The organism is Heterorhizobium halophytocola, assembly GCF_017873095.1.
GTDB classification, from domain to species: domain Bacteria; phylum Pseudomonadota; class Alphaproteobacteria; order Rhizobiales; family Rhizobiaceae; genus Allorhizobium; species Allorhizobium halophytocola.
Genome location: NZ_JAGGJU010000004.1, coordinates 86,669 through 98,772, shown reverse-complemented (window position 1 = coordinate 98,772; position 12,104 = coordinate 86,669). Strand labels below are relative to the sequence as shown.

Below are 12,104 nucleotides of genomic sequence, written 5' to 3'. Positions count from 1 at the left end.
ACAGCGCGCAGATTTCATCAAACTGTCACATGCCGGAAACCGTTTCTTGAGGATTTGCAGACGGTATTAAACCCATAAAAACAAAGTGGTTTTGGAGAATATTCGAATGAACGCGGAAGCCGTGGCGAGTGCCGGAATAGTGCGTGGCTTTGCCAATGACCAGTTGCTGTCGCTTGCCAAGCTTGTCGTCGAAAATGCCTTCCAGCCGATCGTCGAAGCCGGCACAGGTGCGGTCTTCGGCTATGAATCGCTGATGCGCGGCCAGGAGAAGATCGGCTTCGAAACCCCGGTCGACCTGCTCGACGGCGCCCATGACGCCGGCCACCTGCTGCTGCTCGAACAGATGGTCGCGACCCGGGCGCTCGCCAAATTCGCAGCCATTCCCGACCACGCCGGCGCGACGCTGTTTCTCAATCTCGACGTCCGGCTGATCCCGCACGGCCAGGTGCTGATCGAGGTGCTTCTCGACCATCTGCGCAAGGCGTCGATACCGCCCTCCTCGGTCTGTTTCGAACTGTCGGAGCGCTTCGACAACACCGACCATCCGGAATTTCCGGCGCTTGTCGAGACCATGCGCCGTTCCGGCTTCAAGCTGGCGATCGACGATTTCGGCGTCGGTCATGGCGAGATGAAGCTGCTCTGCGACTATCCCGTCGACTATGTGAAGATCGACCGCCACTTCATCTGCGATCTCGACAGCAGCCCGCGCAAGCGCCACCTGGTGAAGAACATCGTCAATATCGCCCATGTGCTCGGGGTGCGGGTGATCGCCGAGGGCATCGAGACGGAAGCGGAATTCCTGACCTGCCGCGAATTCGGCGTCGACCTCGTGCAGGGCTGGTTCGTCGCACGCCCGACGACCTTTCTGTCCGAACTCGCGCCCGGCTTTCCGCATCTGGCCGATCTCGGCAAGCGCCGCGCCGGCAACCAGAGCCTCGACGAGATCCTGATCCGCAAGCAGATCGAGAAACTGCCCGCGGTCTACGAGAACGACACGATCGACAGCGTTTTCGATCTCTTCCGCCGCAATCCGCAGCAGACCTTCTTTCCGGTGCTCAACGCCAATGGCGAGCCGCGCGGCACGATCAATGAATATCATCTGAAGGAATTCATCTACCAGCCGTTCGGCCGCGATCTGCTGAAGAACAAGCTCTACGAGAAGACGATCTCCGCCTTCGTCACCCGCGCGCCGATCGTCGGCCTGGATGCCGATGCCGAGCGCCTGACCTCGATCTTCGCCAACATGGATGGCTCCGACTGCGTCATCCTGACGGAAAACATGCGTTATGCCGGCATCGTCTCGGCCGCCTCGCTGATCCGGGTGATCAACGAGAAGCAGCTGAAGACGGCGCAGGAGCAGAACCCGCTGACCGGGCTTCCCGGCAACCGCTCGATCCGCGACTACATGCAGCAGGCCGGCCGGGACGGCGACGATGTCAGGTTCTTCTGCTACTGCGACTTCGACAATTTCAAGCCGTTCAACGACCATTACGGCTTCCAGCTCGGCGACCATGCGATCACCCTGTTTGCCGCCCTGATGCGCCGCTATTTCTTCTCCGAGGGCGATTTCCTCGGCCATGTCGGCGGCGACGACTTCTTCATCGGGGTGCGCGACTGGTCTCGCGGCGAACTGACCGAGATCCTCGACCGCCTGCTGTCCGATTTCCAGCATGACGTGATCGACCTCTATTCCGAGGAAGACCGCCGCCGCGGCCTGATCCGCGGCCACGACCGCCAGGGATTCGCCCGCGAGTTCCAGCTGATGCGCTGCTCGATCGGCGTGGTGGAACTGCCGGCCGATCTGGTGATCGAGGATATCGGCCGTGTCAGTGCGGTGATCGCCGAGGTCAAGGGCCATGCCAAGGAGAGCGAGCACGGCCTGTTCATCCGCGCTTTTGACGAGCAGGGTTGAAGCGCTGTCGCCTCGCCACCTTTGCGTAGCAGCGGCCATGCCCTAAGTAGGGGGCTGTTACAAAGCAGGAGCACGCCATGCCGCAGACCGCCCCATCCCTTCCCGACAGGATGCAATTCGTCGACGTCCGTGCCGCCGGTGGCCCGGAGGTCATGCAGATCGCCGAAGGGCCGGTGCCGGTGGCGGGACCCGGAGAAATCCTGGTCAAGGTCGAGGCCGTCGGCATCAACCGGCCGGACGTCGCCCAGCGCCAGGGCACCTATCCGCCGCCGAAGGATGCAAGCCCCGTTCTCGGCTTGGAACTGTCGGGCGAGGTGGTGGCGCTCGGCGAGGGTGTTTCGCAATTTGCCGTCGGCGACAAGGTCTGCGGGCTGGCGAACGGCGGCGCCTATGCCCAGTATTGCCTGCTGCCGGCCGGACAGACGCTGCCCTGGCCCAAGGGGTACGACGCGGTCAAGGCGGCCGTTCTGCCCGAAACCTTCTTCACCGTCTGGGCCAATCTCTTCCAGATGGCGGGACTGACCGAAGGCGAGAGCGTGCTGGTTCATGGCGGCTCGTCCGGCATCGGCACGACCGCGATCCAGCTGGCCAGGGCTTTCGGCGCGACGGTCTATGTCACGGCCGGCTCGGCGGAAAAGTGCAAGGCCTGTACCGATCTCGGGGCGGCCCGCGCGATCAATTACAAGAGCGAGGATTTCGTCGAGGTGATCAAGGCCGAGACGGACGGCCGCGGCGTCGACGTCGTGCTCGACATGGTCGGCGGACGCTATTTCCAGCAGAACCTTGCCTGCCTTGCCAAGGACGGCTGCCTGTCTATCATCGCCTTTCTCGGCGGCCCGACCGTCGAAAACGCCAATCTCGCGCCGATCATGGTCAAGCGCCTGACAGTAACCGGCTCCACCATGCGGCCACGCACGGCGGACGAAAAGCGCGCGATCCGCGACGATTTGCAGGGCCAGGTCTGGCCGCTGCTCGAGTCCGGCAAGGTGGCACCGGTCATCGACACCGTGCTGCCCTTCGACCAGGTGGTCGACGCGCATCGGCGGATGGAGACATCCGACCATGTCGGCAAGATCGTGCTGACGGTGGGGTAAGATCCGGGGCTTTGCCGGTATGGCCCGGGATGGGCTGAGCGCGGCATACCCCCCTCCGGCCTGCCGGCCGTCTCCCCCTCAAGGGGGCAGATCGGCTTGGGGCGGGCTCTCCGGTCACCCCCAGGCGTCTGAAATCGTAGCTTCATGGGTTAACGCGTCAGGAGTTGGCGGTTGGCTGTCGACAACAACATGGCCAGCCATCATCTCTGCACCATTCCAACCGCTATCGCTCTGAGGTCTTAAAAGACGGACTCAATGTCCGCGCCGGAAACAATCGGCCGCGCCCAGCTGATCTCCCCCCTCGAGGGGGAGATGGCCGGCAGGCCAGAGGGGGGTAGGCAAGAGGGGGGAGGCCAGAAAAGCAGACCTAATGTCAGCGCCGGAAACAATCGGTCGCGCCCAGCTGATCTCCCCCCTTGAGGGGGAGATGGCCGGCAGGCCAGAGGGGGGTAGGCCAGACATGCCGACAACCGACATCTTCCGCAGCAGCGACGGCGATCAGGAAGTACCACCAAACTTCCAATGTCCCTCCGGAAAAGCTTCGGGCAATGCCGGCTTGCTAGGCCCCCTTGCCATGCCGGGCGGGATAAGGAGAGATGTTCTGTCGGAGACGAGGATCGGGATCGGAAGAGGGCCAGGCGATGAGTGACATGCAAGCGGCGATGAAGGAATATCAGGCCGGCCGCCTGCCGCAGGCGCTGAAGCTTGCCAGCCGCGCGCTGCCCAATTCGGGAGCGCAAAGGGGCGGACTGCTGGCGCTGATCGGCAATATCGAGTTCAAGCTCGGTCACCGCGAGGCTGCAGCCGATGCCTTCAGCGAGGCGGCCGGGCTGACGCCGGCCAAGGCTCCAGAGTTCCTGAAACTTGCCACCACCCTCTATCTCGGCGCCGGCCGGCGTGACCGGGTGGCCGAAATCGGCCCGGATGCGGTCGACCGGAACCCGAGCGACAGTGCCTTCGCCTTCGAGGTCGCCAACGTGCTCTTCACGCTCGGAGAGCGGGCAAGGCTGGCGCCGCTTCTGGCGCATCTCGATCGCGCCAACGACCGGCACATGGCGCTGATCATCAATTTCCAGCGCCTGACGCGCCGGTTCGAGCAGCTCTGGGCCGAGCTCCAGGCCGCCGCCAGCGCCAATCCGGACAATCTCTTCCTGCAGATCTCGCGCTATGCCGTCAGCCGCGAGGTCTGCGCCTTCGACGTCCAGCGCGAATACGAGGCGATCATGCGCACCCCCGACACGCCGCAGGCGCAGGCTCTGCTGTCCGGCGAGGCGGCGCTGGCCCGGATTCTGTGGTCGGGCGACGAGGCGCTGAATGCCCGCCCGTCGCAGGACAGCCTCAAATATGCCGGAGCGCGTGTCGCAGACAGGCCGCCGCAGCGTCGGGCCTTTTCGCCTGAAGGTGCGCCGATCACCATCGGCTATCTTTCCAATGACTTCTTCGATCACGCGACGATGACGCTGTTTCGCGAGGTCATGGGAAGGCATGATCCGCAACGCTTCCGCATCAAGCTGTTCTGCTACACTCCCCCGGCGATCGCCACCCAGCAGGCCAGCTGGCCGGAGGCGCTGCAAAAGGCCGTCATCCGCATCGACCATCTCGACGACAAGGCGGCCGCGGCCGTCATCGCAAGCCATGGCGTCGATATCCTCGTCGACCTCAAGGGCCACACGATGGGGGCCCGGCTCGGCATCGTCAATGCCTCGGACGCACCGGTCAAGGCGACCTATCTCGGCTTCCCGGGCAGCGTCACCGGCATAGATCTCGACTATGCGATCACCGACAGGATCGTCACGCCCGACAGCAGCATCGCGCATTTCTCCGAAACGCTCTGCCGCCTGCCGGAAACCTATCAGGCGAACAACTGGCAGACCCGGCCGAAGCCCGAATATACGGAGCGGGCGGACCACGGCCTGCCGGAAGATGCCTTCATCTTCGCCTCGTTCAACGCCACCTACAAGATCACGCCCGCCACCCTCGACCTCTGGTGCCGGGTGCTGAAACAGGTGCCGGACGCGGTGTTCTGGGTCTATATGCCGAGCGCCTTTGCCGGGGAGAATTTCCTGAAGGCGCTGGAGGCGGCGGGCATCGCGCGCGAGCGCGTGGTGCTGACCGGCATGACGGCCTATGACCGGCACGTCTCGCGGCTGCCGCTTGCCGATGTGGGGCTCGACGCCATCCCCTGCAGCGGCCACACGACGACCTCCGACATGCTCTGGGCCGGCCTGCCGATCCTGTCGCTGCATGGCACCGCCTTTGCCGGCCGGGTGTCGGAAAGCCTGCTCAACGCCATCGGCCTGCCCGAACTGGTCTGCGCCGACGAGGAGAGCTTCGTCGATCTGGCGGTGCGTCTGGCCGAGGATCCGCAGCTCCTCTTTGCCTTCCGTCAGCGGCTGGAGAACAACCGCCTTCGGGCGCCGCTGTTCGACGGTGAACGCTTCACCCGCCACCTGGAGGCGGCTTACGAGGCGATGGCTGCCCGCGCCAGGTCCGGACTGGCCCCCGAACTGATCGACGTCGCCGCCTTGCCGCCGCGTGGCGAGCCGTTCGGACCCTAGGCCGAATCTGTGCCCGACCAACCGGCGCTGCGACGTCAATTCAAGCATTCTTTCGCACTGCAAAACCAAGTGTTCAGCGCACACTTGCCGTTCGCGAATTTTGCGCCTACCTTCCTTGTCAGTGTTCAACGAAACGAAAGGAGGTGGTCCAATGTCTAATGAGATTACGGTGCTCGGTAAGGACTTTGGAAAGGTAACGGTTTTGTCGAGGCAGCCCTCGGCGTGATCCGCACCTTCTTCGGATCGATGTGAGATCCGGGTCTGAAACCAGGCCGAATTTCATGGGAAAGGGTCGCGAGAGCGGCTCTTTTTCCATTTCTGGGAGGTGCTGAGGGCATCCCGCAATTCCTCAAATCTGTTCCATCCCGGTCACCGCATCGCGCCGGCCCGCCCAGGGGCGGACCATGCCGAAGGCCGGCACCTTCAGCGCCAGGTCGGGTGCCACGCCGAAGACGAGGCCGAAAAGGTTGATTTCCAGGCCGCTGCGGGCGCCGGCATTGATGCCCGCCAGCCCGCCGAGGCTCAGGTGATAGTCGCGCCCGTCGCTGTCCGCAAAAAAGACTTGCCCGCCGGCGAGATAGTCGCGGCCGACCGCGTCGGGCGGCAGAACGGCGCCGAGTTCCGGCACCTGGCGCAGCACATGGGCTGCAAAGCTGTTGGAATTGGGACCCGGATAGATCCGGTAGTCGCCGGGCCGCGCGTGTGGGTAACCGGCAATCGCCGCCTCGACCTTCGGGATCAGCCTTTCGGCGCTCTCGCCATGCAACGCTGCCACCAGCCGCGGCCGGTTGGAATACCAGTAGGCGTCGGCAGCCCTGGAATTGCGCCGGATCGGCGTGCCCCAGCCGAGCTTGTCGTAGCGGGTATAGGCCGCTGCATCCCGCGCCTTGGTGACGATCCAGGCATGGCTGGCGACAGCCCCCTTCAGGCCGCCGGTCATCGCCGAAAAGACGTAGATCGCCGCTGGACGGCTCTCGCCCGCCCGCGGCAGGATGCCGGCCGAAGACCAGTTGGCATCGCGGTAGGACTGCGGCCGGTCAGCCGATATCCACAACCCTGCCGAGACCAGCGGCGGCAGGATGAAGACCACGACGAGTGTCAGCAGCAGTCTTTTCAGAAATTTCAAATTTTGCCCCTGCATTTGCGATGGTTTCGGTCTATGTGCGAGACAATCTCGTGCATTTGGAGGCAGTTTCCATGAACAATCCCGTTACCGTCGAAGTCATGCGTGGCGATCATGTCGAAAGCCGCCACCGTGGCCTGGCCGTCGTGGTCGATGGCGACGGCGATGTGGTCTTCTCCGCCGGCGATGTCGAAGCCGGCGTTTTCCCGCGCTCCGCCTGCAAGGCTATGCAGGCCCTGCCGCTGGTCGAGAGCGGGGCTGCCGACGCCTATGGCTTCGGCAACCGGGAACTGGCGATCGCCTGCGCCTCGCACAATGGCGAGGATGCCCATGTGGAACTGGCAGGCGCGATGCTGGCCCGCGCCGGGCGCGACGAGAGCGCACTCGAATGCGGCGCCCACTGGTCGTCCGACCAGGCAACCCTGATCCATCAGGCGCGCACCATCGACAAGCCGAATGCCCTGCACAACAATTGCTCGGGCAAGCATGCGGGCTTCGTCTGCACCTGCACCCATATGGGCGTCGATCCGAAGGGATATGTCGGCTACGACCACCCGCTGCAGGCGGAAATTCGCAGCGTCATGGAAAGCCTGACCGGCGCCGTTCTCGGCCACGACAATTGCGGCACCGACGGCTGCTCGATCCCGACCTATGCCGTGCCGCTGGTCGGGCTGGCCCGCGGCTTTGCCCGGATGGGTACCGGTGCTGGACTGGAGGCCGGCCGCGCCGCCGCCTCGAAGCGGCTGATGGAAGCCTGCATGGCCGAACCTTTCTATGTCGCCGGCACCAAGCGCTTCTGCACGGAACTGATGGAAGTCGCCCCCGGCAAGATCTTTGCCAAGACCGGCGCCGAGGGCGTGTTCTGCGCCGTGCTGCCGGAGAAGGGCCTGTCGATCGCGGTCAAATGCGACGATGGCGCCAAGCGCGGCGCCGAGGCGATGATCGCCGGCCTGCTCGCACGGTATTTCGAGCCCGAAAGCACGGAGCGCGAGGCGCTGCTCTCCATGGCGCAAAGGCCGCTCATCAACTGGAACGGCATCGATGTCGGCGCCATCCGCGTGACTGACGCGTTGTTTGTCTGACGCCCTTGTCGGTCGGGGGCGAAGGTCTCCGGCCGATTGCACAACGCATGAGGGCTATCCTGCCTGCCTGGCTTTCTCCAGCAACGTTCTGATGGCATCGGCGCAGTCATCGAGTGTCCGGTCGGAGGTGTCGAGGGTGGTGCACTGTGCGACTTCGGCCTCGCGGCGCAGATAGGCGGCCCAGCCCATCATCTCGGCCGGCCAGTTCCGGCTGTCCACGATCGACGACCAGCCGTCGCGTACGCACAGCCTCGTTGCAGTCCACCAGCACGGCGAAATGGTCTGTGACGCCGGCTGCTCTTGCGGCCTCCGAAACGAAGGCAAGATGAGCCTGCCCTTCAAAGACGATATCGGCCCCGTCGTGCAGGAGGGGAGCAAGCCGTGCCATCCACGTGATGAGCGCCGATCGCTGCCAGGCCTCGGGCGATCCGAACTGCCTTGTCATTTCCTCGAGAGAAGGGACACCGATATCGTCGAGATGGAACACCCGTATTCCCGGATATCGCGTGGCAATGGTGCGGGCGATGGCTGTCTTGCCGGATCCGGATGCCCCGGTGAGGACAGCGAGCGCCATGTCAGCGACTGCTCACGGGCGAAATGGCAGCGGATTGGTCGTTGCCGACCTGGTGCTCATACCGCAAAAATCTGCAGATCGTCGGCGAAGGCCTTGAACTCCAGCGCGTTGCCGGAGGGGTCGTAGATAAACATCGTGCGCTGCTCGCCACTCTCGCCCTCGAAGCGCAGTTTCGGCTTCAGGCCCCAGCGGGTCGAGGGGTCGGCGTCCAGCCGTTTGACCAGCGCCAGAAATTCCCCCATCGCCAGGATCACGCCGAAATGCGGGATCGGCACGACATCGCCGTCGACCGCGCCACCGGCCACGCGGTCGGCCGGCATTTCGGCGCGCAGATGGGCCGAGAGCTGGTGGCCGAACAGATCGAAATCCACCCAGTGGCCGGGGCTTTCCCGGCCGATCTTGCAGCCCAGCACCTCGCCGTAGAAGCGGCGGGTCGCCGCGAGGTCGGTGACCGGAAAGGCAAGGTGGAACGGACGCATCGGCAGGGTCTCCGGCAAGGGCGATGGGCGAGAATAGAACAGGTCTGCGACAGCTGTGAAATGGTTTTCTGACGACAGCCATGTGTCATCCCGTCTCCGATTTGCCGATACCGGTCGTTCCGAGCAAAAATCCCCGCACAGGACAGGGTTGTCTCAAGTGTCGATCACGCGGCATAATGGCATCAGTAGCGCGTTTTTCACCCTGTCGGCCGCCGCCGCGAGAATTCCAGTCATGAAGGAAGGGACCGTGGACACCGTTTTTCTCACGTCGCGCGAAATCGCCTCCGCCACCTATGACAGCGGCAAGGCGCGGTTGCAGCTGGAGATGCGGCGCGGCGGCGTCTACGAGATCGCCGAGGTGCCCGAAAGCGTGTACCGCATGCTTGTCACCTGCCAGTCGCCCGGCACCTATTACCACCTTCACATCCGCAAGGGCGATTACCCGATAAGGCGGCTGCGCTGAGCGGGACGCGTTCGGCCTCGTCAGAGCGCCTCCGCCTCGCGCCTTGCCCACATCGCCTGGAAGGCCGGCCGCGCCTGGCAGTGTTTCAGCCACGCCGCGACCACCGGGTGAGCGTGCATGACAGGCGCATGGGAGGAGGCATAGCGGACGATCTCCGCCACGTTGATGTCGGCCACGGTAAACCGGTCGCCGACGAGGAAGGGGTGATCTGCCAGTCGGGCAGCCAGCGCCTTCAGCGGCCGGTCGAGCAGCCGCACCAGCGCCTTTGCCACCGCCTTGCCGGCTTCATGGTCCAGCCTGCCCTCGGCGCAGAGATAATAGAGCTTCAGGGCATTCGCCTCGATCTCGGTTGCGGCAAACAGCGACCATTGCAGCATCAACGCGTCTTCGGCCAGATCCGCGGGGCCGAGCGGACCGCCGTGCTTTTTTGCCAGATAGAGTGGAATCGCGAGCGATTCATGCAGCACCAGGCCGTCGTCGTCGATGGTCGGGATCGCGCCGAAGGGATTGACCCTCAGGAAGTCGGGCGAGCGGGTATTGAGCGGCGCGTCGGCGGCCATCGGGTCGTCCAGCCGGTAGGCCTGGATGACGGGCACCTGCGTGAATGCGATACCAAGCTCCTCGATCAGCCAGAAAAGTCGGGTCGCGCGCGACCGATAGACGCCATAGACGGTGAGCATGAAGACCTCGCGATGGATGAGATCGCGAGCCTAGAGCATTTCCAGGAAAAGTGTAGTCGTGGTCTTCTGTCCGCAAATGCGTAAAAACAACAACTGGAGCAGGTCCGGTGAACGCGTGTTTACGGGACGTGCTCCAGCGCGATTCCGCATGCGAGCGTGAGGCGTCTTCGAAGCTGCCGGTGAAAATACTGCGTTGTCGGCCAAGGCGCGAAACCTGTGCCCTCGCCATGCGATCGGCCTCTTCGTCAGGCGCTGGCAGATATGGCGATCTCGGTCGGTTCCACCCATTGTCCCTGCAGCAGGGTTTCCATGGCCGCCGGCGACAATGCCCTTGCATAGAGGAAGCCCTGGGCGCGTTCGCAGCCGAGCGCGCGCAGCAGCGTTTGCTGCTCGATCGTCTCGACGCCCTCGGCCACCACGCCGATGCCGAGACCATGGGCAATGTCGATAATGCCCTTGATGATGACCGAGCCGGGATTGTCCTTGAGCAGGCTCTGCACGAAGCTGCGGTCGATCTTCAGCATGTCGACCGGCACGGTCAGCAGATGGGTGAGCGAGGCGAAACCCGTGCCGAAATCATCGAGGGCGACGACCACGCCGGCTTCGCGCAATTCGGCAAGCCGCTGCGGCACGGTCTGGTCGCGCTGGTCGAGATAGACGGACTCGGTGACCTCGATGACAATTCGCGACAGGGCAATGCCGGTGCCGGAAAAGGCCTCGCCGACGCGGGCGAGCAGGTTGTCGCGGTAAAGGTCGGCCGCCCCGACATTGATGCCGACACGGCCGGTGAAAAGCCCCCGCCGGTTCCAGTCGCCGACATCGCGCGCCACATGAGCGAGCATCCGTTCGGTGATCGCATGGGCCCTGTCGCCGTCACGGATCGCCTCGTGGAAATGCTGGGCGGCGACGATCTCGCCTGTGGTCGTGCGGATCCGGCAAAGGGCCTCCAGGCCGATGATCCGGCCGCTGTCGATCTCGATCAGCGGTTGGTAATGGGCCTCGACGCGTGCCTCGCGAAGGGCGTCGGAGACCTGCTCGATTGCCTGGTAGCGCCGGGTAATGGTGCTGCCGAAGCCAGGGCGGTAAGGCATGAAGGTGCCGCGGGCGCGCTCTTTGGCGTGGTAGAGCGCGTGGTCGGCGTTCTGCTGGGTCTCTTCTGCCGGTCTGCCGGGATGGCCGACCGCGCCGCCGATGGTGATCGAGGGGAACAGTTTTTGTCCGCCGACTTCTCCGGCCGTCTTCATGTCGCGCAGCAAGGTCTGGGCGATGACGCCGAGATCCTGTTCCTCGACATTGGCGATGATGACGGCGAATTCGTCGCCGCCGAGCCGGAACGAGCGGCATTGCGGCGGAAGGGCCGATAGCCGCTTGCCGATATCGATGATCAGGTCGTCGCCGGCCTTGTGGCCGAGCCGGTCGTTGACCAGTTTCAGATTGTCGGCGTCGGCCAGAAGCAGGCCCCAGCTTTCGCCGGAGGCCTCGGCCTCGGCCAGCGCTTCGGTAAAGGCGCCGCGATTGAGCATCTGGGTCAGCGGATCGGTCTGGGCAAAGCGGCGGCGCTCCTTCAGCCGCTGCTCGCGCTCGATCGCCAGCGCGCAGATATGGACGCAGGCCGCGACCAGCCGCTGCTCCATCTCGCTTGGGCCGCGCGCGGTGCGGAAATAGAAGGCGAATGTGCCGAGCACCTGGTCCTGCGAGCAGATCGGCGACGACCAGCAGGCCTTCAGCCCGATGTCGAGTGCCAGATGCTTGAAGTCGCGCCAATAGGGATGGGTGGCGATGTCGGTGACGATCACCTGTTCGCCGCGTGCCGCTGCCGTGCCGCAGGATCCGACGCCTTCTCCGGCGGGCGTTCCGTTGATCGCATCGGCATAGGAGGCCGGCAGGCCTGGGCTGGACAGGTGGTAGAGGCGGCCGTCCGCCTCCAGCGACAGCACCGAGCAGACCACGTCCGGCATGAGCTCCTCGACGGAGCGACAGAGCGTATCGACGGAATGTTTGAGATCGGCCCCTTTGGCGATCAGTTCGAGGATCGTGTTTTGTAGTTTGAGCAGCATGGACCGCGTTCTCCCAGTATCCAAAGGGAGCACACAGGTCGTTAAAGCCATATTACTTATATTTGATAGACCTGTAGTTTAG

General features: G+C 64.2%; 10 protein-coding genes. 5 read left to right on the top strand and 5 right to left on the bottom strand.

Annotated elements, in window-relative coordinates:
• Positions 1-106: 106 nt before the first annotated feature.
• From J2Z17_RS08305 to J2Z17_RS08295, 3 genes are all read left to right on the top strand, one after another.
• Entirely contained in the window at positions 107-1,912 is a 1,806-nt protein-coding gene (locus J2Z17_RS08305; protein ID WP_209943865.1) for a bifunctional diguanylate cyclase/phosphodiesterase, read from the top strand.
• A gap of 77 nt (positions 1,913-1,989) precedes the next feature.
• The gene (locus J2Z17_RS08300) at positions 1,990-3,006 is read left to right on the top strand and encodes an NAD(P)H-quinone oxidoreductase (RefSeq protein WP_209943864.1); all 1,017 of its coding nucleotides are present in this window, start codon (positions 1,990-1,992) and stop codon (positions 3,004-3,006) included.
• Positions 3,007-3,647: 641 nt separating this feature from the next.
• On the top strand, positions 3,648-5,564 hold the full coding sequence (locus J2Z17_RS08295) for an O-linked N-acetylglucosamine transferase, SPINDLY family protein (protein ID WP_209943863.1): 1,917 nt from the start codon (positions 3,648-3,650) through the stop codon (positions 5,562-5,564).
• A 349-nt stretch (positions 5,565-5,913) separates the two neighbouring features.
• Here J2Z17_RS08295 and J2Z17_RS08290 read toward each other — a convergent pair whose 3' ends face one another.
• Positions 5,914-6,690, bottom strand: a complete 777-nt coding sequence (locus J2Z17_RS08290) for a DUF3750 domain-containing protein (protein ID WP_209943862.1) — start codon at positions 6,688-6,690, stop codon at positions 5,914-5,916.
• Between the two features lie 71 nt (positions 6,691-6,761).
• Between J2Z17_RS08290 and J2Z17_RS08285 the strand changes: the two genes are divergently transcribed.
• Positions 6,762-7,769 carry an asparaginase gene (locus J2Z17_RS08285; protein WP_209943861.1) on the top strand — a complete coding sequence of 336 codons (1,008 nt, stop codon included), beginning with the start codon at positions 6,762-6,764 and terminating at the stop codon, positions 7,767-7,769.
• Positions 7,770-7,823: 54 nt separating this feature from the next.
• On the opposite strand, the gene J2Z17_RS25185 is transcribed toward J2Z17_RS08285, so the two are convergent.
• Entirely contained in the window at positions 7,824-7,988 is a 165-nt protein-coding gene (locus J2Z17_RS25185; RefSeq protein ID WP_245223958.1) for a hypothetical protein, read from the bottom strand.
• Positions 7,989-8,399: 411 nt separating this feature from the next.
• Complete coding sequence (locus J2Z17_RS08275) at positions 8,400-8,822, bottom strand: VOC family protein (protein WP_209943860.1); 423 nt, start codon at positions 8,820-8,822, stop codon at positions 8,400-8,402.
• Positions 8,823-9,069: 247 nt separating this feature from the next.
• On the opposite strand from J2Z17_RS08275, the gene J2Z17_RS25385 reads away from it, so the two are divergent.
• Positions 9,070-9,285, top strand: coding sequence for a KTSC domain-containing protein (locus J2Z17_RS25385; protein ID WP_209943859.1), 216 nt, complete (start codon positions 9,070-9,072; stop codon positions 9,283-9,285).
• 20 nt (positions 9,286-9,305) lie between these two features.
• Here the strand turns inward: J2Z17_RS25385 and J2Z17_RS08265 are convergent, their stop codons facing one another.
• Together J2Z17_RS08265 and J2Z17_RS08260 are read right to left on the bottom strand one after the other, a co-directional pair.
• Positions 9,306-9,965, bottom strand: a complete 660-nt coding sequence (locus J2Z17_RS08265) for a glutathione S-transferase family protein (protein ID WP_209943858.1) — start codon at positions 9,963-9,965, stop codon at positions 9,306-9,308.
• Between the two features lie 245 nt (positions 9,966-10,210).
• Complete coding sequence (locus J2Z17_RS08260; RefSeq protein WP_209943857.1) at positions 10,211-12,022, bottom strand: GGDEF domain-containing protein; 1,812 nt, start codon at positions 12,020-12,022, stop codon at positions 10,211-10,213.
• Positions 12,023-12,104 lie beyond the last annotated feature (82 nt).

What these genes read in the sequence shown, in the direction of transcription:
- J2Z17_RS08305 (WP_209943865.1), top strand. Translation starts at nt 107, where the DNA reads ATGAACGCGGAAGCCGTGGCGAGTGCCGGAATAGTGCGTGGCTTTGCC.
- J2Z17_RS08300 (WP_209943864.1), top strand. Translation starts at nt 1,990, where the DNA reads ATGCCGCAGACCGCCCCATCCCTTCCCGACAGGATGCAATTCGTCGAC.
- J2Z17_RS08295 (WP_209943863.1), top strand. Translation starts at nt 3,648, where the DNA reads ATGAGTGACATGCAAGCGGCGATGAAGGAATATCAGGCCGGCCGCCTG.
- J2Z17_RS08285 (WP_209943861.1), top strand. Translation starts at nt 6,762, where the DNA reads ATGAACAATCCCGTTACCGTCGAAGTCATGCGTGGCGATCATGTCGAA.
- J2Z17_RS08275 (WP_209943860.1), bottom strand. Translation starts at nt 8,822, where the DNA reads ATGCGTCCGTTCCACCTTGCCTTTCCGGTCACCGACCTCGCGGCGACC.
- J2Z17_RS08265 (WP_209943858.1), bottom strand. Translation starts at nt 9,965, where the DNA reads ATGCTCACCGTCTATGGCGTCTATCGGTCGCGCGCGACCCGACTTTTC.
- J2Z17_RS08260 (WP_209943857.1), bottom strand. Translation starts at nt 12,022, where the DNA reads ATGCTGCTCAAACTACAAAACACGATCCTCGAACTGATCGCCAAAGGG.